Source organism: Flexithrix dorotheae DSM 6795 (assembly GCF_000379765.1).
GTDB classification, from domain to species: domain Bacteria; phylum Bacteroidota; class Bacteroidia; order Cytophagales; family Flammeovirgaceae; genus Flexithrix; species Flexithrix dorotheae.
In genome coordinates this window covers 470,007-495,524 of sequence record NZ_KB903465.1, presented here as the reverse complement: position 1 = coordinate 495,524, position 25,518 = coordinate 470,007, and the positions used below count along the sequence as shown (strand labels likewise).

Annotated in this window: 17 protein-coding genes; 8 read left to right on the top strand and 9 right to left on the bottom strand. The window is 35.3% G+C overall.

The features are described 5' to 3' along the window. Positions 1–22 precede the first annotated feature (22 nt). Both A3EM_RS0129015 and A3EM_RS0129010 read right to left on the bottom strand, forming a co-directional pair. Positions 23–2,653, bottom strand: coding sequence for an MGH1-like glycoside hydrolase domain-containing protein (locus tag A3EM_RS0129015; RefSeq protein WP_020531768.1), 2,631 nt, complete (start codon positions 2,651–2,653; stop codon positions 23–25). A 387-nt stretch (positions 2,654–3,040) separates the two neighbouring features. Then, positions 3,041–4,129 carry a DUF1573 domain-containing protein gene (locus A3EM_RS0129010; protein WP_020531767.1) on the bottom strand — a complete coding sequence of 363 codons (1,089 nt, stop codon included), beginning with the start codon at positions 4,127–4,129 and terminating at the stop codon, positions 3,041–3,043. A gap of 567 nt (positions 4,130–4,696) precedes the next feature. Here A3EM_RS0129010 and A3EM_RS0129000 point away from each other — a divergent pair. Further along, positions 4,697–5,257 (top strand): SiaB family protein kinase, encoded by a 561-nt coding sequence (locus A3EM_RS0129000; protein WP_020531765.1) that lies wholly within the window; start codon positions 4,697–4,699, stop codon positions 5,255–5,257. Positions 5,258–5,260: 3 nt separating this feature from the next. Continuing rightward, positions 5,261–5,644, top strand: coding sequence for a DUF1987 domain-containing protein (locus tag A3EM_RS0128995; protein ID WP_020531764.1), 384 nt, complete (start codon positions 5,261–5,263; stop codon positions 5,642–5,644). A gap of 105 nt (positions 5,645–5,749) precedes the next feature. Here A3EM_RS0128995 and A3EM_RS0128990 read toward each other — a convergent pair whose 3' ends face one another. The 4 genes from A3EM_RS0128990 to A3EM_RS0128975 all read right to left on the bottom strand — a co-directional run bounded on the left by A3EM_RS0128990 (position 5,750) and on the right by A3EM_RS0128975 (position 8,986). After that, positions 5,750–6,592, bottom strand: a complete 843-nt coding sequence (locus A3EM_RS0128990) for a prohibitin family protein (RefSeq protein WP_020531763.1) — start codon at positions 6,590–6,592, stop codon at positions 5,750–5,752. 80 nt (positions 6,593–6,672) lie between these two features. After that, on the bottom strand, positions 6,673–7,527 hold the full coding sequence (locus A3EM_RS0128985; RefSeq protein WP_020531762.1) for an HAD-IIA family hydrolase: 855 nt from the start codon (positions 7,525–7,527) through the stop codon (positions 6,673–6,675). Positions 7,528–7,530: 3 nt separating this feature from the next. Next, positions 7,531–8,574 carry a hypothetical protein gene (locus tag A3EM_RS0128980; protein ID WP_020531761.1) on the bottom strand — a complete coding sequence of 348 codons (1,044 nt, stop codon included), beginning with the start codon at positions 8,572–8,574 and terminating at the stop codon, positions 7,531–7,533. Positions 8,575–8,704: 130 nt separating this feature from the next. After that, positions 8,705–8,986: a GNAT family N-acetyltransferase gene (locus tag A3EM_RS0128975; protein ID WP_020531760.1), complete on the bottom strand. Its 282-nt coding sequence runs from the start codon at positions 8,984–8,986 to the stop codon at positions 8,705–8,707. A gap of 65 nt (positions 8,987–9,051) precedes the next feature. On the opposite strand from A3EM_RS0128975, the gene A3EM_RS43945 reads away from it, so the two are divergent. Beyond that, positions 9,052–9,747, top strand: coding sequence for a ThuA domain-containing protein (locus tag A3EM_RS43945; RefSeq protein ID WP_020531759.1), 696 nt, complete (start codon positions 9,052–9,054; stop codon positions 9,745–9,747). A 16-nt stretch (positions 9,748–9,763) separates the two neighbouring features. After that, the gene (locus tag A3EM_RS47770; protein WP_020531758.1) at positions 9,764–9,916 is read left to right on the top strand and encodes a ThuA domain-containing protein; all 153 of its coding nucleotides are present in this window, start codon (positions 9,764–9,766) and stop codon (positions 9,914–9,916) included. A 27-nt stretch (positions 9,917–9,943) separates the two neighbouring features. Here A3EM_RS47770 and A3EM_RS43940 read toward each other — a convergent pair whose 3' ends face one another. The 3 genes from A3EM_RS43940 to gatB form a co-directional block, all read right to left on the bottom strand. Continuing rightward, positions 9,944–11,263, bottom strand: coding sequence for a dicarboxylate/amino acid:cation symporter (locus A3EM_RS43940; RefSeq protein WP_020531757.1), 1,320 nt, complete (start codon positions 11,261–11,263; stop codon positions 9,944–9,946). 232 nt (positions 11,264–11,495) lie between these two features. Next, positions 11,496–12,605, bottom strand: a complete 1,110-nt coding sequence (locus A3EM_RS0128960) for a TlpA disulfide reductase family protein (protein ID WP_157638136.1) — start codon at positions 12,603–12,605, stop codon at positions 11,496–11,498. 197 nt (positions 12,606–12,802) lie between these two features. Further along, positions 12,803–14,263, bottom strand: a complete 1,461-nt coding sequence (gatB, locus tag A3EM_RS0128955; RefSeq protein ID WP_020531755.1) for an Asp-tRNA(Asn)/Glu-tRNA(Gln) amidotransferase subunit GatB — start codon at positions 14,261–14,263, stop codon at positions 12,803–12,805. A gap of 532 nt (positions 14,264–14,795) precedes the next feature. On the opposite strand from gatB, the gene A3EM_RS46390 reads away from it, so the two are divergent. The 4 genes from A3EM_RS46390 (at position 14,796) to A3EM_RS0128935 (ending at position 25,512) form a co-directional block, all read left to right on the top strand. Then, positions 14,796–17,195, top strand: coding sequence for a sensor histidine kinase (locus A3EM_RS46390; RefSeq protein WP_020531754.1), 2,400 nt, complete (start codon positions 14,796–14,798; stop codon positions 17,193–17,195). Between the two features lie 631 nt (positions 17,196–17,826). Next, a complete protein-coding gene (locus A3EM_RS0128945) occupies positions 17,827–19,728 on the top strand; it encodes a 7TM diverse intracellular signaling domain-containing protein (RefSeq protein WP_020531753.1) in 1,902 nt (633 codons plus the stop codon). Positions 19,729–20,455: 727 nt separating this feature from the next. Further along, a complete protein-coding gene (locus A3EM_RS0128940) occupies positions 20,456–23,722 on the top strand; it encodes a SusC/RagA family TonB-linked outer membrane protein (protein WP_020531752.1) in 3,267 nt (1,088 codons plus the stop codon). Positions 23,723–23,787: 65 nt separating this feature from the next. Further along, a complete protein-coding gene (locus A3EM_RS0128935; protein WP_020531751.1) occupies positions 23,788–25,512 on the top strand; it encodes a RagB/SusD family nutrient uptake outer membrane protein in 1,725 nt (574 codons plus the stop codon). Positions 25,513–25,518: the final 6 nt, after the last annotated feature.

Sequence of the window (25,518 nt, the reverse complement as noted above, 5' to 3'; positions counted from 1 at the left end):
GGTAGGGCAAAATGAAACCCGATTATTCTCCAAACTGATCAATTAATTCAGCAACCAATCCAGTCCATCCTGTTTGGTGAGATGCACCCAATCCCTTTCCGGAATCACCATGAAAATACTCATAAAATAAAATATGATCTCTAAAATGTGGGTCATTATGAAGTTTTTTATAATTTCCATTAAATACCCTTTTCCCACTTTTATTCTTTTTGAATATATTGATTAACCTTTTTCCAAGTTCCTTACTAATTTCTTTTAATGTAAGTAATTGCCCGGAGCCGGTAGGAAATTCCACTTTAATGTCATCCCCATAATATCCTTCAAACTTTTGCAGAGATTCGATAATCATAAAGTTTATTGGAAACCAGATTGGTCCTCTCCAGTTGGAATTTCCTCCAAATAAGGAAGAATCAGATTCTCCGGGAACATACTCCACACTGTAGGTTTGTTCATTTACTTCATATTCAAAAGGATGTTTTTTATGGTATTTGGATAATGCCCTTATGCCATATTCACTTAAGAATTCATCTTCATCCAGCAGTCTTCTCAAAATACACTTTAACCTGTGAATTCTGACCAGAGATAACATCCTTGTTTCTCCTTTACCATGTTCATACCATCTGGAAATCAACTTTGCCAAATCAGGACGATTTTTTAATACCCAGGTGAGCCGTGCGGTGAAATCTGGTAATTCATTTAATACTTCCGGTTTTAATACCTCTACTGCAAACAATGGAATCACCCCAACAATGGACCGAACCTTTAAAAGGTGACTTGGCTCATTATCCGGATGGATAACGTCATAATAAAACTCGTCTTCATCATCCCAAAGGTCAAAATGCTCCTTACCAATATTGAACATGGCTCCGGCAATGGTAAGGAAATGTTCAAAGAATTTATTGGCCATTTCCTGGTAATGTGGCCTTGATTTGGCAATTTCAATCGCTATTCTCAGCATATTGAGAGAATACATGGCCATCCAGGCTGTTCCATCTGCCTGTTCCATTGTGCCCCCTGTAGGTAAGGGATTACTTCGGTCGAATACCCCAATGTTATCCAGTCCAAGGAATCCACCTTCAAAAAGATTATTTCCATCCTTATCTTTTTGATTGACCCACCAGGTAAAATTCATTAATAGTTTATGAAATACTACTTCTAGGAAATCTAAATCAGCTTTTCCGCTAATTTCCCTGTCTATACAATAGACTTTCCAGGCTCCCCAGGCATGGACTGGAGGATTTACATCACTGAAATTCCATTCATATGCAGGGATTTGCCCATTGGGATGCATATAATATTCCCTCAACATCAATAACAACTGACGTTTGGCAAATTTGGCATCAAGGCGAGCCAGGGGTAAACAGTGAAATGCAAGGTCCCAGGCGGCATACCAGGGGTATTCCCATTTATCAGGCATGGAAATGATATTGTTATTATGGAGGTGTTTCCATCCTGAGTTTCTACCATGAAACCTTTCCGTTGGAGGCTGCCCTGTAGCTGGGTCTCCTTTAAGCCATTGGTCTACATTGTAATGGTAAAATTGCTTACTCCATACCATTCCGGCATAGGCCTGGCGCTGAATGTTTTTTAAATCTTTGTCTTTTATATTTTGCTGCAAAGCATCATAAAAAATATCGGCTTCCTTTTTCCTTAATGCAAAGATTTCATCAAAGTCATCGAAACTTCCATAGGCAAGAGTATTCTTAATTCTTAGCTTTAAAGTCCGACTTTCTCCTCCTTTTAATGAAAGGCTAAAATTTAAAGATGCCTTTGTACCTTCCTGATTGGGATTGACTTTGGATAGGTCCCCTTCGATGATATAATCATTAATGCCATCCTTGGGATAGCGGGAAAGGTTAGGACGATGATAAAGCCTTTCTCTATTGGTATCATTATCGCAAAATAAGGCTTCTGGGTCTCCTTCATAGCTTAGATGATATCCTGGAAGTCCTTGATAATCAATGTCTATCCTGTTTTTTTGAGGGGTTTTTCTCAGATTGGGTTTATAAAAATCATAGCCCCATCTCCATGTATTCCTAAACCAGAATGTGGGTAACACATTAACAGAAGCTCTTTTTTTTGCGCGATTATGGATGGTGATTTTTACCAGAATATCCTCACAATCCTTTTTGGCATATTCAATAAAAACATCAAAATATTCATCTTTATCGAATAATCCCGTATCTAATATTTCGTATTCAGGGTCAATTCTTGAGCGTATAGCATTCTCATCCACAATTTTGGAATAGGGAAATTCTTTTTGTGGATATTTATAGAGCATTTTAAGATAAGAACCTGTAGGCGTAGCATCCAGATAATAGTATAATTCCTTTACATCTTCTCCATGATTCCCTTCTCCATTGCTCAGTCCAAATAACCTTTCTTTTAGAATAGGATCTTTTCCATTCCAAAGGGCTACACTGAAACACATTGTTTGTTTGCTATCGGAAATACCACCAAGACCATCTTCTCCCCATCTGTATGCTCTGCTTCTGGCCATGTCGTGGGTTATAAATCCCCAGGCATTTCCATGTTTGCTGTAGTCCTCACGCACCGTTCCCCATTGCCTTTCTGATAAGTATGGTCCCCATTTTTTCCATTCGGAAGTATCTCCTGAAGATAAAATTCTGGTTAATTCTGGATTCTTATCCATATAATATATTAATCTGATTTAGCTTGTCTCAAATAGGTTAAACAGTTTCAATAATACTAATAATTATTTAGAATAGGAGGGGGGAGTGGCTTGTAATTATTGATTAATTTAAGAGCTTGTTTAAAATTTAATTTTTCAAGCGAAAATATTCAGTTTAGGATTCTGGTGAAACAAGAAAAATTTTCAATAGCAGCACTATTTAAAAATTTTATTTTGAAACGAGGTTCCTAAAATGGCATTTGCAACGAAATACATGCAATTTAAACATGCTCTAAATTGGAATTAATGTAAAATAAGTTGGAAGGAAACATTAAATCGATTAAAAAAATAGGAGATTGAAGCCCGGGCGTCAATCTCCTATTTCAAATGAAAATAAATGAACTGAAGCTATTCTCCTTTTGCTTCCTCAATATTTGATTCAATCCAAAGTGTTGTGCTTGGTTTGCTGGGATCATTACAGATCACAGTTACGCTTTTTTTCTGTTTCCCTTTAAAATTTCCACTGTTAAATGTGACATCAATATGAGTTGATTCACCTGGAGCAAGTTCCATTTTTGCAGGCCGGCTGGCAGTACAACCACAGGAAGCCTTTGATTTTCTAATGATTAAAGGAGCATCCCCATCATTAAAAATGGTGAAAGTGGTAGATACTTTAGTCTTTTGTTGAATTGTTCCAAAGTTATGACTTTCCTTATCAAATCTTACTTTTGCTTTTTTTGCATCTGCTGGTAAGTCATTAAAGTTTTCTTTTATAGTAGCACTAAGATTAATCCTTTTCTCAGGCGTATCTGTATCATCAGTGGCTAGTTTAAAATAATCAAAATTATAACCCCAGTCATTTTTTATGCTGGCATCATAAGTGAAATGGATTCTTACAGCTTCTTTTGGAGATACGGTAGTTTTTTCTGGTTCCATTTTAATATGTGAAGGCAGCTTAGATGCCGCAACATTCAGGTTTACAACATTTTCTCCCTGGTTGTAAACCAGAGTAGAAGCAGTATCCTTTCCGTTGTGCACCACATCACCAAAAACAATGTGGGTAGATTTAAACCTCAGGTTACCTACTTCCATAGGATAAAAATCCTTTGGCCCCTTTGGTCTTGGAATCACCTCTCCGGAAATTCTTAACATGGCAATTTCCGGCTGACCGTCTGTTTTGACTGTCACGGATTTATTGAACTTACCAGGCCTGTTTCGAGGGTTATATGAAGCTTTCACAAATCCTTCTTTCCCTGGTTGGATGGGTTCTTTGGTCCAGTCGGGGGTTGTACATCCACATGATGCTTTCACACTGGTAAGTGTAATAGGATCGGAACCGGTATTTTTAAATTTAAAAACAATCTCTGCGGGTCCGGCTTCTTCTTTAATCTTTCCAAAAGCATGTTGCGTTTTTTCGAATTCTAACTTTCCGTTTTTTTGTGCAAAAAGTCCTAAAGAACAAATTAAAAGCCCAATTGAAAAAATTAATTTTTTCATCTTTTTCTCTTTAAAATTTAATGATTTGTGAAACTAATATTATAATTAATAAGCAATGTTAAAAAAATTGAAATAGTTACATTTTATATTTTGAATAGATCAAAAAAACAAGATCCCTGTAACTAAACCTCCACTTCTTTAAGGTTAAGAAATATTTTAAAAAATAAGTTTCGTAATGAGTTTCTCCATTAGATAACTATCTACACAAGCTATCAGTATCTTATAGAGGTCATTTTTTAGAATTAAGTTCTGAAGAAAACCAAAATAACCATCAACATTAAAAACCTTTACCTACAATAATTGTTCTCAATCCGTTTTTAATTGAATATTACTTAGAGCGTGTTTAAAATTTAAACATGCTCTAAGGGTGTTTTCCATTTTTCGAAATGAGCAATTTTTTTCCAATATTATTTTCGATTCTTCTTTAAAATGTACTTCCTGTGTAAATAATAAATCCATTCAATTTGGGTTGTTAGAAAGGAAAACCAAAAAATTTAATATTTAAATGCCCCACAAAAGAGTCGTGATCTGGAAAACAGGCATATATTTTTTTAATCAATCATAATAATGGAACATCTTACTGATTCATTAAGTGTAAAAGAGCTTAAGGACATTTTAGTGAAAAATTCTATATCCCTGGCAATGCAGGGTACTTTTTCGCAGGATGTCATGATGCTTATCCAAGCGAAGATTAATAAACTTCCAAATCAAAAAATAATAAGCAAAAAAATATTTGCCCTGGTAATAGAAATGGCTCAAAATATTCACCATTATTCTGATAATAGGGTTTTCTCAGAAAAATATGGGAAAGATATTGGGGTTGGGATTCTGACAATAAGTGAAAATGAGACAAAGTATATTATTACTTCTGGAAATTATGTTTCTGCTGAAGATGCAAAGGAAATAAACTCAAGGTTTAAATATTTGAATAAACTAAACGATGAAGAATTAAAAGAACTTTATAAGAAATATCGCAAACAACCCCAAAGAGAAAATAAGCCTGGAGCGAATCTGGGGTTTATTGATATGAGAAGAAAATCAGGAAATCCATTGGATTACGAAATACAAACTGATGAAAACAGTAAATCATTTTTTATTCTTTCAGTAAAAGTAAATAAAGAACTATAAAACATGGAAAATTTTAGTATACCAAGTTCTACTTATATTCCCAGAATTGACTTTAACTCAGAAACAAATATTCTAGAAATTGAAGGAGAATCCTATCATGAATATACTGTAGAATTTTTTAAACCAGTATTTGAGTGGTTGGAAAATTATTTAGGTGATCCGGGAAAGGAAATCACTTTTAATTTCAGGATGACTTATTTTAATACCAGTTCTTCCAGAAGGTTTTTGGAAATTCTGAATATGCTGGAGGAATATCAGAATGAAATGGATGGAAATGTAACCATCAACTGGTTTTATGAGGAAAATGATGTGGATATGCTTGAGAGTGGGGAAGAATATGAGGAAGATGTAGAGCTGGATTTTAACCTGATTCCATATACAAATTAAATAAAACAATCTGCAAGTTAAGTAGAGGTACTTAGGGTATTCCTATTTCAATTATAAAAAAACAAGAGGAGCGTTTTGGGATGCTCCTCTTGTTTTTTTGTCGCTTTATTTATTATCTCCAAGAATAATTGGTAGTCCATCCTTCCCGCTTCCAATCACTATAATTTTAGCATTTGGTGATTTTGATAGCTCCTCAGTGGCTAGTATGCCTTTCTCCTGAAGAATTTTATCAGTCAAGCTGGCACTTAAAATAATGTTGGCTGCAGCCTTACCTTCTGCATCAATTCTCCTTCTTTCTGCTTCTTTCTTCTCCTTTTCAATCAGATAATTGTATTTCTGAGCTTCCTGATCGGCAGCAAGTTTTTCTTCAATTGAATTCTGAATAGTTTGGGGTAATTTTATGGACCTGAATAACAAAGCTTTCAGCTCTATGAAATTGTTGTTAAGTATGGATTTTGTTTTTTCCTCAATCTGCGCTTCAATTTCCTGTCTTTTTGTGGAGTAAAGCTCTTCAGGAGTATACTGTCCTACAATTCCCCTCACGGCCGATCTTAATTCTGGTCTTACCAGGTTAGAAACATATTCTGTTCTGAATGCTTTGTATAAAAAACCAATTTTATCAGGCTGAGGTCTAAATCTCAGGGAAACGTCAATGTTAATTGAAAGTCCATCCTGAGAAAGCACATCCATTGTTTCCTCTATTTGTTGTTCGGCTATTTCGAACACGATAATATCATTCCAAGGAGCTACGATGTTTAATCCCTCTCCTTTTACATCATCTACATCCAATCCTGTAGTATATTTTTTAAAAATTACACCTCGTTCCGTTGGTTGAAGGATTACAAAAACACTTCTCCCAAAAATAATTAGTACAAAAAGAATAATCCCTATTATAATAAAGGGCCTGAATTTACTGATATCGATTTGAGTTTGATCGTACTGACTCATAATTTTATAATGATTAAAGATTTAAAATCTATGTAATGTTTATATAAGTAGGTATTAAGATATTTTTCTTACAAATGGTTTCAAACTACAGCAGACTCACACATATAATTGGGAATTATTCCTGAAGATTCAATTTGAATGAGTGCATTTTTGGGAAGGGTATTACCCGTTAGCACCAGGGCAGTATCAATTCCAAATTTATTACCTCCAATAATATCAGTATTCAAAGAATCGCCAACCATCAGGATTTCACTTTTGTCATAAACAGTTCCGTTTTTATGCACGTGCTGAAATGCAAAATTGAACATTTGGGCATCAGGCTTTCCAAATCTTATGAAAGTTTTTCTTACAACAAATTCCATCATATCGGCTAATGAGCCCACAGCAATAGCTACTTCTTCTTTGGAAACAGGATAAGCTGAATCTGTATTGGCCACAATCACAGGCATATTGAACCTCCTTAATAGATTTATTGCTTTATTGATGTCGTCTTTCCAGTCAAACCCTTCATCATCAAGCATAACAAGGGCATTAATAAGATGGTTATTTTCATCATCCAGATCAATGTCTTTTATGGAAATAGTTTTTAATCCTACGGTTTCTACATAGTGTGCAGAGGCTTCTGTACCTAAATAAGCAACAGTACCATGATTCACTTTATATTTGAGATATTCCCGAGCAAGCATCCCTGATGAAATTATTTTGTCGGCATTAATAAAATCCAGGCCTTTGTCAATATAACTTTGAGCTAACTCTTCCGGACTCCTTGATGCATCATTGGTTAGGATGTAAAACTCAATGTCTTTTTCTTTTAGGTAATCAAATGTTTTTTCAATACCGGGAATTAATCCTTTATAATTTTTTAATACACCAAAGGCATCAAAAAATACAACCTTATAATTATCTACAACTTCTCTAAAGGGAATAATATCCATAACTTATAAATTAAGTACTTTTAAAATTTTGTTTTCATCAAATTTACTATCCAAAGATGGCAAATAAATTTCATAAGCTTCTTTTTGAAGTTTGTTGGCATAAAATTGATGAAAAAACCGGTTTCCATCCTTCAAAACATAATTGAGAATGAAAAATCTGTAGGCTTCTTTAATAAATTTTATTTCCTCAATAGTTAGTGGAAATACTTTGTGGTATTCTTTCAGGAATAATAAAAACCTGTCTTCCTGCAAGGTAGTGATTAAATAGCTAAAAGTCGTTTTATCTCCAATATCGGAAACCACCCTGCTGAAGAAATAAAAGTCTAAAACCCTGGAGCCTATTCTGAACCAGTCATAATCCCAGCGGCTAAAAAGCTGTCCTGATTTAGTTACAGAAAAATTACCAATATTCCAGTCTACAAATACAGGGATTTCCAGGAGCTGTGAATAGGGAAGCTCTTCCTGATGTTTTAAGAAAATTTCGCAATGTCTTTTTATCGCCCCTATTTGCAGACCAAACTCATATTTCCCCTCCTTGGTGTCAAGATGTTCATACAAATCCTGGATATCACTGGAAAGGGTTTTGGATGATTTTGGGATTTGATCAATGGAATGATGACATGATTTATGAAATTTCCCAATGGTTTTTGCCAGCTTAATGATATGCTTTTCAGTTAACCTTGGCGGAAGTTTTTCCCTGATTTTTACCGGTCTGTAAAATACCACCCAGACATCAATTTCATCCTCCTGATACCGAAAAGTAAACACTTCGTCATTTTTAGTCAGGGAGTGAGCAAGGGTATTCTGAAACGGTGGTTCCAGGCTATAAGCCAGGTTATTTATGATATTATGGTCTTCCTTAAAATGTTCATATTTACCAAAAAATGACAGTTTTGCAATTACAAATTTCCTATAGCTGAATTGAACTTTATAGACGCTATTTGTAGATACCTTAGCACTGATGTCGGTAATAGATTTAATTTTCCGGGGGCTGCCATAAGCCTCCCAGGCTTTATTAATGATTGATGGAAAGTCTACAAACCACATATTAAAAAATAATAATTAGGATTAAGTGAAAAATTCCTTAATTATATCAATTCGTGGAGTAAAAAGCTATATCATTTGGGTAATTTTAGTAAGTTGCTAACTGATCCAAAGGGAGTTTTCTCCGGGAATGTTAACTTAGAACATCTCTTATCTCTTTTTCTTTTTGAAATACAGATTTGGCAAACGGGCATAGTGGTATAATTTTCATGTTATTTTTCCTGGCCCATTCTACAGCTTCATAGACTAACTTTTTCCCGATGCCCTGGCCTTTCAGTTCCTCAGAAACCTCGGTATGATCGATAATGATCATCCTTGTTCCAGCCTTACTGTAGGTCATTTCTGCCAGAGTTTCATACTCTGGTTTAATGAAAAATTTTCCTTTTTGACCTTCTACTTCATGTACAATTTTCATATTACAACATTTTAAATTACTTTTTAAACCATAATAAAAGCCTTACCCTTAAATTTAACAACTTCATGAAAAAACTGTTCAGAATTGTAATTTTTACTTTTTTTAGCCTCATTAGTATCGCTTTAATTTTTGTTGGAGGGTTCATGTATAAAGCCAGATACGGATTTAATTTTTATGACAGCAATCCACCTGAAATTCCAGAATCGCTTAGTTCAAATGCCATTTTGGTTTTTTCCAAAACAAATGGTTTCAGACATGAAGAAGCGATAAAGGCTTCCATTCCAGCTTTCCAGGAAATGGCTGGTACTCATAACTGGAATTTGTATTTTACAGATAATGGAGCTGTATTTAATGAAGCACAACTGGCCAGGTTTAAAGTGGTGGTTTGGAACAATGTAAGTGGAAAAGTACTAGATGAGGTACAGAGAAAAAATTTTAGAGGGTATTTGGAAAATGGAGGTGGATTTGTGGGAATTCATGCTTCAGGAGATAATTCCCATCAGTGGGATTGGTACGAAAATGAACTGATAGGTGCCCATTTTTCTCATCATCCACTGAAAAATCAATTTCAGAAGTTGCCTATTAATTTGGAAATAGACAGTAATTTCTCTGAATTGTCGGATGGCTTATTAGCGATGGAAAAAAGGTCAGATGAATGGTATATATTCTTTGATAATCCCAGGGAAGCTGGCAAAAGGGTGCTATATACTCTGGACGAAACAGATTTTAGATCCGGATGGGACTTTCTTTTTTTTAGCTAAAGATAAAACTTTTGGAATGGGCAAGGACCATCCTGTAGCCTGGTTCAGTTCCATAAAAGAAGGACGGATGTTCAACACGGCTATGGGTCATACAGCCGATTCATTTAAAGAAAAAAATCAGCTGAAGATGTTAGAAAATGCGATAAAATGGGCTGGAAAATTACCATAAATTTAGCCAGCCTCATTTAAAATACTTTTAGGCAGCTTCAGCACTTTCTCCGTCTAACTTTCCAGTTCCATTCTTTTTTGCTAGAGCTTTTTCTACCATTACACATACAGAAGAATCTCCGGTGATATTTACAACGGTTCGCATCATATCCAGGATTCTATCAGGGGCGAGAATTAAAGCAATTCCTTCTACAGGAATTTTGGCTTGTTCCAATACTATGACCAACATGATAATTCCTGCTCCAGGGACGGCTGCTGCTCCAATGGAGGCTAATGTTGCTGTTATTACAATTCCCAATTGCTGACCAATGGAAAGATCCAGACCATAAGCCTGGGCAATAAAAACAGCGGCTACACCCTGGTAAAGGCTTGTGCCATCCATATTTACCGTTGCTCCCAATGGCAAAACAAAACTTGCAGTTTGATTGGAAACACCCAGATTGTTTTCTACACAATCCATTGTAACCGGTAAAGTTGCCGCACTTGAACTGGTAGAAAAAGCCATCATTTGGGCGGGGAAAATACCCTGGAAAAACTTTTTATAATTGTATTTTGTAGTCACCATTAATAATATTGGATAGAAAACAAATATCATTAAAGTCAGGCCCAAAGTTACCGTAAAGGCGTACTGACCTAAAACGCCAAGTAGTTCTGTCGCTTTTTGAGGGTCATCTCCTGCGATATCTACCAATAGGGAAGTTAATAATGCAAATACACCGTAGGGCGCAAATATCATGATGATATGCACAATTTGGATGATTATCTCATTTAATCCATCAAACAATTGCTTTACAGGCTCTGTGACCGGTGATTTTACCATTACAATCGCCACACCAAAAAGGATGGCAAAAAAGATCACCTGTAGCATATTTTTATTATCGGTAAATGATTGGAATACATTTCCCGGAACGACATCAATAAGTGGTTGAAGCGGTCCCTTATCTTTCACCTGACGGGCCTGCTGGGTTTTGTCTCCGGTAGTTTCCGCAAATTTCTGGCTAAATTCCATCCTGGTTTCTTCTGTGAATGCTTTGCCGGGTTGTGTGATATTCACCAACAATAGACCCATGAATACTGCCACTACAGTGGTAAATAAATAAATTCCTACAGTTCTCGATCCCATTGAAGATAACTGGGATACGTCCGACAAACTCGTGATACCTTTTATAAGGGAAAATAAAACTAAAGGAACCGCTACCAGTTTTAAAGCATTTATAAAAATGGTTCCAAAGGGTTTTATCCAATCATTGGAAAATTGTCCCCAACCTCCCATAATCAGAATGAGTCCAACAATAATTCCCAGAACCATGCCTATGATGATCTGCCAGTGAAGCGCCAGTTTTTTCATGTTTATCGTAATTTTCAGCCGTTTAAATGTGGTTATTTTAGATTATTGATCAAATGAAAGTTAGTTATCACCTCCTTTGACCTGCTTTAGTTTTTATTGGTGGGGAAAGTTATCATTTATTTCTCTTAATGAAAAATAGAATTATTCATCCTATAGAAAACAAAAAAGAAAAGGCTATTCTTTTCAGAAAGAATAGCCTTATTACTACTATCAATGACTTATTTTAAAAAACTTAAAGCAGTTCAGCCAGTTTTTCTTCCAGGGCTCTGCCTCTTAGATTTTTTGCAATTATTTTACCTTCTTTATCTAAAAGAACTGTCATAGGAATCCCCTCAATATTATATTGGGGTACAACGGAAGATTGCCAGAATTGCAAGTCTGAAACATGTACCCAGGTCAGGTTATCTTTTTCGATGGCTTTTAACCATGCGTTCTTATCCCGGTCCAGAGAAACACCAAAAATTTCAAACCCTTTATCTTTATATTTTTTATACATTCTCACCACATTTGGGTTTTCCTGACGGCAAGGTCCACACCACGATGCCCAAAAATCTATTAAAACGTATTTCCCTTTCAAAGAAGAAAGACTAACCATTTCTCCCTCAGGATTTTCCAAAGTTATTTCAGGAGCTACCTGACCAACTGCGGTCTTTTTTCCGGCATCAAGTCTTTCTTTAAAAGTAGAAATTGTTGATTCGTTGGGATGAAGTTTATAAAGTTTTTCAGCTTGTGCAGATACAAATTCATAATCACTTTCAGCATCTAACTGCATTAAAGGCAAAATGGCCACAATAGATCCATCTGCTTTTTTAACAAAATCTTTAAGTGAGGCCAGGCCTTCTGTAATAAACTCATTAAAAGCTTCTTCAGCAGCGGATTTGTCTTCAGCCTCCATGTAGTTTTGCCTTAATTCCTGAGCTTTTTGCGAAAGCTTTTCATCCATTTCCTGAAATTCAAAAAGTAGATCTGAATCAGGAGAACCTTTCACTTCAAATACTCCTTCAGGATTTTCCCCATCTGCTTTTATAGTCACATCATGTTCGCCATCTAAAACAAACATTTTCTGCTGAACACCATAAATATCGAGCATATAAAAGCCAGCATCATTTACTTCTACTTCTTGTGAGAATTTCCCATCATCGCCAGAAGTGAATGTAGCGACATCCTCCTTGCTGTTATTTACAATTTTTGAAAGTATAATATTTTCCCCTCCTGCATTTTCAATTTCACCACTTAACTGTATTTTTCCTTTAGTACTACTTTCATTGCCACCCTGAGACTGGACTGGAGAATTACAGCTCATGGTAATTAGGGGCAATAGCAACAATATTAATTTTTTCACGGTATACTTTTTTTGATTAAATTATTAGCCTTGTATGGCACAAAGGAAAGAATTTCTTTCCTGATTAAATTGGTTTAAGGTTAAATTCAATAAAATTTTGGGCAAAAATCAACCCGTTAATAATCAACCTAAAAGAAAAATAACAAAATAATAAGAGGAAGAATTCAATCCAGTCAATGAGTTTTCTGAGGCACTTCCTAGGCCTTTTCCAAGGCTTCCTGGATCAATTTATTGGTTTTCTTTGGATCTACCTTCCCTTTGCTAAGTTTCATAACCTCTCCCATAAACATTCCTATGAGCCCTTTTTTTCCTTTTTGATAGGCTTTTACTTTATCCGGATTTTTTTCAATCACCTCCTGAATCAGAGGTAAAATAAAATCATTTCCACTCTCCTGAATCAGATTGAGCTCCTGTGCAACTGCCAAAGCTGATTTTTCAGGTGAGGCGGTCATCGCTTTAAATAGCTTGCCCGAAGCAGCTGTATTACTCACTTTATTACTATCCACAAGAGCAATTATTTCAGCTATTTTGGCTGGAGCTAAAGGGAAATCCTGCATTTCGATGCCTTTATCATTGAGATATGATTTTATGGACGTCATTACCAAATTAGAAGCTGCTTTGTAATTTTTGGAATGATCGCAAATTTGATCGAAATACAATGCAATATCCTGAGAATCAACCAATACATTGGCATCATATTCAGGCAGGTTATATTTGGAAGTGAACTTTTGGAAGAGTTCTTTGGGCAATTGAGGCATATCCGCCTTTATATTATTCAACCATTCATCAGAGATGATTAGTGGTGGAAGATCAGGCTCTGGAAAATATCTGTAATCATTCAGGGCTTCTTTACTTCTCATTCCATATGTTTTTCCTGTCTGAGCATCGAATGTCCTGGTTTCAGAAATGATTTCTTCATTATTTTCAATCATTTCAATTTGACGGATCTTTTCGTAATCAATGGCCTTCTGCACATTTCTCATGGAGTTCATATTCTTAATTTCCACCTTTACTCCATAATCTTTAGCCCCTTTTAGCCTGATAGAAATATTGGCATCGCATCTCATTGAGCCTTCTTCCATATTCCCGTCACAAACTCCCAAATATCTTACTAGTCTTCTTACCTCCATAAGGCAGGAATAAGCCTCTTCAGAATGTCTTAAATCTGGTTCTGTAACTATTTCGATGAGTGGAACACCCGCTCTGTTCAGGTCAATTAATGTATCTTTTTCTCCCTCTTTATGAATGGATTTTCCGGCATCCTCTTCCATATGGATTCTATTTAGCCTGATGGAAGATTTAATTCCGGATTTGGTTTTTACATCTATTTTTCCACCAATACAAATAGGATGTTTTTCCTGGGTTATTTGAAATCCTTTTGGCAAATCAGGATAGAAATAATTTTTTCTATCATAAATATTATAGCGGTTAATTTCACACCCACAGGCCAATCCCATTTTGATGGAATATTCCACCGCCACTTTGTTGCTTTTAGGAAGTGTTCCGGGATGTGCCAGAGTGATTACACTAATATTAGTGTTCGGTTCTTCTCCAAAAGAATTGGCATCATCACAAAATGCCTTACTTTTTGTGGCTAACTGGGCATGTATTTCCAACCCTACTACCAACTCATATTTATCAATTATTGCCTTTTCCATTAAATAAATGATTTCAAAACCTTAAAATAAAAATCCTGCCGAAAGAGCAGGTTTCAATAATGCTAAACAATGCAGACAATTATTACATGAATTATAAAATTTGTCTGAGAATGTTAGCGAACTTTCCAAAAATCGGTAGATTCTTTAACAAAATCCACAATAATTTTGGGCTACAAAAGTAATGAAATTCTTTTAATGCTTTCTTTTTATTCCATTAAAGAACAGAGATAGAAGGGATTTTCTTTATTATTTTGTTTGGGAACAAGCCTGGGGAATCCTGATAATTAAGCCATCGGTTTGACTTTAAATTTATGCAAAAACATACTTTAGCCAATTTTCCATTCCCTTTTCAACCATGATGTAATAATTTGGGAATAATTTAGACCTGTGCTATAAAATAAACCACCCCTTATGCAGTATTGAAATAGTAATATTTAAAAGAGGTATGAAAATGTGGAATTTTTGCGAATGATTTTTTTCGAATCCTCACTAAATATTTCTCTGCAAGTCGGAGAGAAGAAACTACTAGTTCATGTTTAGAAAATTACTTTTTATTTTTTTCATCTTTATAATTAATGGATTCAGCCAAATAATTGCTTATGCCACAAATCCTGAAGAACTGGTAAATACCGTTGTTTTGGATTCAGAAAATAGCAGACATGGCTTTCTGAACCAGTACCTGTCTATATTTGAGGACCAAACCAACTTACTGACCTTTAATGAAATTATTTCTGAAAAATATGCCAATAAATTCCTGCCTTTAAAAAGTTTTGATCAACCATTAAAAGCCTCAAACACATATTGGGGTAAGATTTCCATAAAAAATAATGCTTCGGAGGATAAACAATGGTTATTTCAAACTGCACAGAAAGGAACTAATTTTTCGGAGGTATACTATTTTGATAAAAAGGGAAAACTGGTCACTAAGGAATCTGGGGAATACGTACCTTTCGAAGAAAAAGAACTGCCTAAAAACAGGAAATGTAAAGTTATTTTAAGTATTCCGGCAAAAACTACTTACAATGTTTTTATAAAAATTAAGAATGTAGATAAAAGACCTCCTGTTTTTGATGTGAAAATAAGTTCCATTGAATCTTATCATCAGGAATTGGAACAAAGAAATTTATTTCAGGGTATTTTTCAGGGTATTATCTGGATAATGATGGTATATAACCTTTTCCTATATTTCTACATTAAGGATAAGGCATATCTTTTTTATGCGGTTTACATTGGGACAATGATGCTATACTTCATTTATTATTATGGATTTGCCATTGAAAGTATCGCAAAAAGTTTTCCTCAGATTAACCCTTTTATTTATGCGCTCTCCGGACTGGCAACGGTCAGTTATTTTCAGTTTATCCGATTGTTTGTGGATACCAAAAAACTTATTCCCTTTTGGGATAAGATTTTATTATGGGTAATCAGGGGGCGCCTGATTATCCTTGCGGTTGAACTATCAATTTTATCAATAGATTTCAATTATTACCTGGTGAGTAAAATTAGTACTTACGTTTTACTTTCAGCGGTGCTTTTTTCCAGTATATTACTAATTGCCCTATTAAAAACCCGAAGCAGCCTTGCGCTTTATTTAATTTTCGGAACAGTAAGTTTGAAAATTATGGCATTATTGGCCACCTTTTTATTGGTGTTTTGGGAAGTGAGTTTTGCAGTGAGCTTTATTCAGTTGGGTATTATCCTTGAGATCCTGCTTTTTAGTTTTGGCTTGGGATATCGATTTAAAATTAATGATGAAAAGCGAATAAACGAACAGCAAAAATTGATTAACCAACTGAAAAAGAGTGAGAAGTTAAGAATAGAACTTAATCAGGAATTGGAGAAAAAGGTACAGGAAAGAACTGAAAAAGTGCGGGAACACCAGCAGGAAATTGCCTTACAGGCCAAAGAATTGGTGGAAATGAACTGGGAACTGTACGAAAAGAATGATGAACTTTACAAAACCAATGATGAACTGGAAATCACCAACCATAAGTTAAGTTCAAGTAATAAGGAATTAAATTTTCTTAATGAAAAACTAAACAATACTCTGGGACAACTAAAAGCGGCTCAGGTACAGCTAATTCAGTCTGAGAAGATGGCTTCTGTAGGTCTGTTAACTGCAGGAATTGCGCATGAAATTAATAACCCTATCAATTTTGTGTATGCAGGTGTAGAAACACTGGAAATGGTTTTGACCGAACTCATGGAAGTCCTTGAACATTATGATAAAATTGGTCCGGAGAATTCAAGAGAAGAAGTGATTGCTTTTCTGAAGGATATGGAGAGAATGAAGGAAGAGTTTGATTTTGATGGGAATAAGGAAGATGCCATGGCGCTTATAAAGGACATTAAAGAAGGCGCTGTAAGAACTGCTGAAATTGTGAGAGGTTTAAGGGTGTTTTCAAGATTAGATGAAGATGAATTAAAGACTGCAAATATACATGACGGACTTGATTCAACTCTGACGCTTTTAAGAACTCAATTAAAAGGAGGGGTTAAGGTAGTTAAAGAATATGATACGAAACTTCCTATTGTAGAATGCTATCCCGGTCAGCTCAATCAGGTTTTCATGAATGTATTGGTGAATGCCATCCATGCGGTAAAGGAAAAGCAGGATAATGAAGAGGGCAAGGTAATTATTTCCACCACTGTTCATTCTTTGGCTATTGCAGGAGAGGAGTCATCCGAAAATGAGGAAGGCGATTTTGTTGAAATCAGAATTACCGATAATGGTAATGGAATTCCTGATGAAGTGAAAGAAAAGATATTTGAACCTTTTTACACGACTAAGGATGTTGGAGAGGGGACAGGACTGGGGTTATCCATTAGCCATAGTATAATTGAAAAACATTTTGGAAAAATCGTAGCTGAAAGTAAGGAGGGAGAGGGTACAAGTTTTAGTATCGTAATTCCTGTAAAACAAAGTCAATAAAATAATTAATTTGACTTCCTGCCTGAGTTAAATGTTTCCCTAATTCTTTATAAGGGTTCATTCCTATACTTAATTTCTAAGCACCCGTGCTCCACACCGGGTACTCCATACCAGGTAATCCATACCGGGTACTATTATTTCCGAGAAACGGTAAACTCTCTATTAGTCTTTTATGGCAAAATAATACAGGTTTTTTTTTGAATTACTACTTATCTGTATAATTCATGATTTGATAATAGAAACCTGATTTATTTATTATATTTTTGTGTCCGCACACAAATTTTTATAGAAACCCTTGGAAACTAATTTTATTCCAATAAATTTGGATTTGTAGTGCATTCGAAAAATTAAAAGAATGAATTGTGCTTGGATGAATGATAAATTAAAGATTGGGAAGAATGAGTTTTTTTAAACCAAAAAAGGTTTAGAGAACCCCATAGAATAAATATAAATGTTCTTTGAAATCTGGGATAATCATAAAATTTAGATAATAACTATTACCTTGGTAGATTTATCAGGATAATATGAGGTTAATAGGACTTGTTGTCCATTAAACCACATTACCTTTTATCAAGTAATATATTAAAGGAACAGGCCATATTAAGGCTGATTTTATTTACCCCCTTTCCCTATGATTATAAAACTACAAATCATTTTTCTACTGATTATATTTCCGTTTTTACTTAGAGCTGCTGACCCCTTATTTGTCTCTGGTGAAGATGAAAATATCCAATTAGGTTTTCCTAATCAGGAAATCTTTATTGATTCTTCTAATCAGTTGACTATTAATGAGATTTTGAGCAATGATTTTTCGGATAAGTTTGCCTTAAGCAAAACTTCCATTATCCCAATTAACAATCCGGAGGTGACTTATTGGGTTAGGTTTAGCATTTTTGGTAAGGGGTTGTTAAACGAACAGTGGTTAATAGAATCTAGTGATTTGCATCAGGAATACATTGCCGGGTATTATACAATAGGGGATACTATAGCACTTTTAGATGATACTGGTTTTAATCAAGAATTTGAAACAAGGGATTATTTTCACAAAAATTTTCTGTTTAAAGTTCCTGAGGTACGGGATTCCAGGGAAGTAATCACATTTTATTTTCGCATAAGTGCTTCAAATAATCCAGTAAGCATTATCAGGCTTCGATCAGCCCGATATCAAATATTTTATAGTATTAATGAATATTACCTGCTTGGCGTATTTTATGGGATTTTATCCATAATGGCCGTTTACAATCTGCTGTTGTTCTTTTCCATGAAAGAAAAGTTCTATTTGTATTTTGTTTTTTATATCCTGAGCTGTGGCCTTTTAGGATTTTCAGAAGATGGAATAGGTTTTCAATATATTTGGAATAAGTGGCCATGGTTTAACCATGTAATTGGGAATTACGGTGCTCCATTTATTTTCCTGGTATTTTTCACCATATATGCTAAATCGTTTTTAGACCTTCAAAAATTACTTCCAAAACTTAACTTTCTAATCAATGTTTTTGTGGGAATTTACAGTGTAATATATGTTTTTAGTGAGATCTACCATTTTGAAGCTCCCTTTTTCTATCTAATCCCATTTATTTTAATATATCTGGGTTCAGTTCAAACCTGGCGTATGGGACACCGGTCTTCCCGGTTTTTTGTAATTGGATATTCCTTTACATTGCTTGGAGTAATATCTTTAATTCTCAGAAGATATGGACTAACTGTTTCCGATAATATTCTTTTTGTGTATAGCCTTGATATAGGTTTTGTAATTGAAATTGTGCTGTTTTCTCTTGCGCAGGCAGATCGCTTCAAAATGGTGAAAAATGAAAAAGAACTTGCGCAACAAAAAACTATAGAACAACTAAAGGAGAACGAGCGGATAAAAGACAGGATTAATAAAGAAATTGAGCAGAAAGTAATAGAGAGAACATTAGAAATTGAAGAGAATAAGAAGACTATCGAATTAAAAAACCAGGCCTTAAACGAAATAAATGATAAATTAAAAAATCAAACCATTGAACTTCAACAGAAAAAGGCTGAAATAGAAAAAATAAATAGTAATCTGAATGATGAAAACTTAACACTTCATGGAAATTTGAATGACCTACTAAAGGCCAGGGTAATGATGAGCAATGTTTCTTTTGAAGAATTTGAAAAAATTTTCCCGGATGATGAGGCTTGTTATAAATATCTGGATGAGCTGAAATGGCCTAATCAATATAGATGTAAAAAGTGCGGTAATGAAAAATACATTCGCGGTACTGGGAATTATAGCCGGAGATGCACCAAATGCAGGTATAATGAATCATGTACTACGAATACCATTTTCCAGAGAAGTCATTTACCTATGAAGAAAGCTTTTTACCTGCTTTTTTTGGTTTATGTAAATGGAGAGGAGATAACTGCCAGCGAGCTTTCTAATATTTTAGAACTTCGTCAAAATACCTGTTGGAAGTTTAAGGGAAAGATTTTGGAGAGAATTAATAAAATTAAAAAAGAAAATCACATAGGAGAAGTTGACGGTTGGGGAAAAATTATTAAATTGTAAGAAGTATAGAAATAAAATTAAGAAACAATTGATAAATTCTTACCTTATAAATGTCTTTAAATATGATTTAAGTGGTTAAGCTTATTAGGTGTGATTCTAAATTACATAATTAGGGAAATAATATAGAGAATGGAGCATAAATTTAAGTGCAAAAAAATATTTATATGTACTTCTTACGTTTAAATTATTTCTTGCTCATTATCAGTGGGTTCCGATCTGATTCTAATTGTTATTAAAGCGCAAAGAGTATTTTGCATAGTCCTGTTTATCAGAAAGTTACGTTGTTTTTTTTATGCAAAAAATTTGCATCCTAAAAAAAAAAAGAACAACTTTGAGTTCATTAAATTTTTTTTTCATCTTTGGGCAATGAATATGACTAAGTCCAAGAATTAAATTTTTTGAGCTCACTAACTACTAACTAATACTACAATTAATTAATACTAACTAATAAATTAATAAATATGAAAGTGATTATTACCACAAATTACTGCCTGAATTATTTTCAGAAATCTCCTCTTTTACGGTCTGACATCTTTTTAGAACCTTCCGTTTTTAGTACTTAATTCTTCCTCAAATTTCAGGTTATTAATCATTGTGAAAGTTAATTCACTGTATTTGTTTGTACCATATTGAAATTCCTCAATCGATTTAAATTGAAATTAAAACGATTGCAGGATTTAAGATAAAGATTTTATATTTTAATTTTTTTCACAATAAACTCCTAATTATGAAAGTGAATAATTACCTATCATGGGGGAAAATCCCTCTTCTTGCGTTTTTGTTCCTGTTTAGTTTTGGTGCGTATGCCCAAACCACTGTTTCAGGTACAGTTACAGACGCTTCGGATAATAGTCCGCTTCCTGGAGTAAGTATCCTGGTGCAGGGTACTACTACAGGTACTACAACAGATATCGATGGAAATTACTCTTTATCTGTTCCATCGGAATCATCCGTATTAGTTTTTTCATTTGTCGGTTATGCAACTACTCAGGTTACAGTAGGAAGCCAGAGTGTGATTGATGTTCCTTTGGAATTTGATACACAGTCCCTTTCTGAAGTTGTAGTAACTGGTTACTCAATTGATTCCAGAAGGGAAACCACAGGTTCTGTTTCAACTGTTGAAGCAAAGGATTTGACTGTTGTGCCTTCAGGAAACGTAGAACAACAATTACAAGGTAGGGTTGCAGGTGTAACAGTGGTTACAAACGGGCAGCCAGGAACAACTTCTCAGGTAAGGGTAAGAGGTTTTGGTGCTTTTGGTGGAAATGAGCCCTTATATGTGGTAGATGGTGTCCCTGTGGGCTCCACTGATTTTTTAAATCCTGATGACATCGAGAGCACAACCGTGCTAAAAGATGCTGCAGCGGCTTCTATTTATGGTGCCAGAGCTGCCAGTGGTGTAATTGTTTATACTACAAAACAAGGTAAAAAGGGAGCGAAAAAGCTAAGCGTTACTTATGACGGAATGTTTGGTTTTACTGACCCGGGAACTGCTCCAGGAGTTTTGAACCCTTCAGAGTTTGCTGAATGGACCTGGAATGCATTTAGAAACACTGCCATTCAAAATGGTACTGACCCTGAATTTATTCATCCTCAGTTCGGAACTGGTACTTCTCCTGTAATACCTGATTATATCCTTGTTGGAAGCCAGGGTGGTGTGGTAGGAAATGTAGATTTAGAGGCGGAAAGAGCCAAATATAATATTGATCCTGAAAAAGGAGATATTTATCAGGTAACCAGGGCTAATAAGAGTGGAACCAACTGGTATGATGAGATTACAAGAGTAGCTCCACTTCACCGTCACTCGGTGGGCATGTCTGGAGGAGGTGAAAATAGTAGATTTTACCTCGGTTTGGGCCTTCAGGAGCAGGATGGTATAATGCTTCATCAAAAATTTAGAAGATATAGTATGAGGGCCAATTCTCAATTTGGGGTACTTAATGATAAATTAAGAATAGGTCAAAACTTTCAAGCCACTTACAGGCAAGTGAGGCAATTACTTGGTGGTGGTGGAGGAGCCGGTGTGGCTGATGATGAAAACGATATATTGCAAGCATTTAGAATGCCTTCCATCATTCCGGTATATGACGAATTTGGCGGATATGCAGGTACAAGGGCTCCTGGATTTAATAATCCCAGAAACCCAGTGGCAAATTTGGACAGAAACCAAAATGACAGAGCGTTTCAGGCAAAAATATTTGGTAATGTTTATGCAGAATTAGAACTTGTAGAGGATTTGGTAATTCGAACCAGTTATGGTGTTGATTATTCTAATAATTATTCCTGGGGATATTTCCCAAGGCAATATGAAAACTCGGAAAATAACTCTTCATTCTCTTATAATGAAGGTTCAGGTTATAATTTCGGTTGGGTTTGGACTAATACCATTAACTATAAGAAAAAATTTGGTGTTCATTCAATTGATATCTTAGGTGGACAAGAAGCCTTAAATACCGGGACTGGAAGGTTTATGAGCGGAAGTGGATTGAATCCTTTCTCTAAAGATTTAGACTTCATTACCCTGAGTACTGTTCCTGCAGATACAAGACAAGTTAATAGTGGTTATTACAAAGGCGTTAATTTCTCTTCTTATTTTGGAAGATTGAATTATGCCTACAATGACAAGTATTTAATTTCATTTGTAGTAAGACGAGACGGTTCTTCAAGGTTTGGTTCTGAAAACAGATATGGTACTTTCCCTGCAGTTTCTGCTGCATGGAGGATTTCAGATGAAGCCTTTATGGATGGGGCAAGCTTTATTAATGATTTGAAAATTAGAGGTGGATATGGTATAATGGGTAATTCAAATGGCCTTTCCCCAACAAACCAATATACCTTGTATGCCACTAGTGTAGGAGCTTCTTCGTATGATATTTCAGGTTCAAATAGTTCTGCAGCTGAAGGGTTTTACAGATCAAGAATTGGTAATACTGCAGCCAAATGGGAAAAAGCAATTACCAAAAACATCGGATTTGATGGTAGATTCTTTAATGATAAACTAGATGTGATTTTAGATCTGTGGCAAAAAGACACTGAAGATCTTTTATATGTACAGCCTATTTCGAAACTTAATGGTGAATTTGCTTCTGCTCCTGCAAGAAATGTTGGTAAAATGGTAAACAAAGGAGTGGACTTACAGATTAAGTACAGAGATAATGTAGGTGAATTAGGTTATGAAGTTACTTTAAATGGTGGCTGGTTGAAGAATGAAATTGTAGCCCTTGATCCAGATGGTCCTGGTTATATTACTACGATTAATCCTGGATTTAGAGGTATAAACCCTATTCGAAACCAAGTAGGACACTCGCTTTCTGCTTTCTATGGTTATGATGTGGTTGGTCTGTTTAAAGATGCCGCAGAAGTTGCAAATGCACCCACTCAGTCAGGAGCAGCTCCTGGAAGGTTTAGATATAGAGATATAAGTGGACCAGAAGGTGTGCCTGATGGACAAATTACTGCAGATGATAGAACTTACCTGGGTAGCCCGGTTCCTAAATTTACAGGGGGTTTAACCATTAAGTTAGATTATAAAGCCTTCTCTTTAGAAACATATGCTTTTATGTCGGCTGGCAACAAGATTTGGAATCAGTCTAAATGGTTTAACCATTTTTATCCTTCTTTTGCTGGTGCTTCAATTAGCGAGAATGTGAAAGATTCATGGACTTTTGAGAATCCAAACAGCGAAAATCCAATTTTCGAAAATGTGTCTAATTTCAGTACCAATACTCAGGGTAATTCCTGGTATGTAGAGGATGGAACTTACTTTAGAATGCAAAATATTACCCTTTCTTATAACTTCCCTCAGGTAATGTTGAGCAAAATGAAACTGGAAAAACTGAGAGTGTTTGCAGGTTTAAATAACATTTTTACCATTACAAATTATTCCGGACTTGATCCAAGTGTCGGTGGTAATGTGGATACCCAGTTTGGAATTGATGTGGGTAATTATCCAATTACAAGAAGCTTTACATTTGGTGTAAACCTTGGCTTTTAAAATAGGGTAATCCATTAAAATATAGCATAAAAAGTTTTTTAATTGAGACTTTAAAAGATAATATTATGAAAAAAACAAAATCAATAATACTTTCATTTTTCTTGCTATTGTGGGCAACCATAGCATGTAAGGATGACTTTTTAGAAGTACCTCCTACAGGTTCTTTAGCACAGGCCCAACTTTCCTCAGAGGCAGGTTTGGAAGGGTCTTTAATTGGTACCTATAGTATGTTATTAGGTAGAGGTTCTGGTTTTTATTCCAGTGCAAATAACTGGTTTTGGGGAAGCGTAAGAGGAGGAGATGCGAATAAGGGCTCTGATGCAGGGGACCAGTCGCAAATGAATGAGGTACAGGCCTATGATCCTCAAACAACAAATTCGGATGTTTTAAATAAATATGGCAGAACTTATGAAGGTATTGCCAGAGCAAATTCAACATTAGGTCTTTTAGCTAATGCTGATGAGGATGTATCCGATGATACTAAATTAAGAATTGAAGCTGAAACCAAATTTTTGAGAGGTCTGTACTATTTTGACCTTAAAAGGTTATATAATAATACGCCTTTTATAGATGAAACTTGGGATGCAGTTGAAAAAATCGGGAATGATAAGGACTTATATCCTATGATTGAAGCTGATATAAAATTTGCTGCAGATAATCTTCCTGAAACCCAAGCAGAAGCAGGAAGGATAAATAAATGGGCAGCAATGGCCTATTTAGCTAAGGTATATTTGTATCAGCAAAAATATGCTGAAGCCAAGGCTTTATTCGATCAGGTTATAGCAAGTGGGGTTACTACCAATGGAAAGAAATATGGATTAGTTCCTAAATTCGCTGATATTCACAGACCAGCTAATGATAATCATGAAGAGTCTGTATTTGCTATTCAGGCAGCAGCAGGAACTGGAAGTATTAACAATGCCAATCCTGATTTAGTGTTAAACTTTACCTATAATGGTGGACCTGCCGGATGTTGTGGTTTCTTCCAACCTAGCTTTGAGTTGTCTAATTCTTATAGAACAAATGGAGGGTTACCATTATTAAATGGATCTTATAATGATGATGCAAACAAATTAAAGCATGATTTGGGAATTGCAGCTGATGATGATTTTACACCAGATGAAGGGCCAGTTGATCCTAGGTTGGATCATACTGTCGGTAGAAGAGGCATACCTTATTTGGATTGGGGTAATCACCCTGGAAAGGCATGGATAAGAGATCAAAATAATGGCGGAGCATATTCCCCTAAAAAATGGGTATTTTATCAGGAAGACCAAAGCGCCTTTACGGATGGAAGTTCGTGGACTGCCGGGTATACTGCAATTAACGTTAACTTGATGAGATTTGCCGATGTACTACTAATGGCAGCAGAAGTTGAGGTGGAAATAGGTGATTTGGAAAAAGCCCGTGAATATGTAAACCTGGTTAGAGAAAGAGCAGCTAATGCCGAAGGATTTGTGATGACTGAAGAGGGAGATCCTGCAGCAAATTATGATATTGCATTATATACTACTGCCTGGACTGATCAGGCTACTGCAAGAGAGGCTGTTAGGTTCGAAAGAAAACTGGAATTGGCTATGGAAGGTCATAGGTTCTTCGATCTTTGCAGATGGGGAATTGCTGAAGATGAGCTGAATGATTATTTGAGCCATGAAGATGCTATTATTCCTGCTTCTCCATTCGTTGGGGCTTCTTTCGAAGGTGGAGTTGATGAATTTTTACCAATTCCTCAGGATGAAATAGACTTATTAGGGGCTGATGTATTAAAACAAAACCCTGGATATAACTAGGACTTT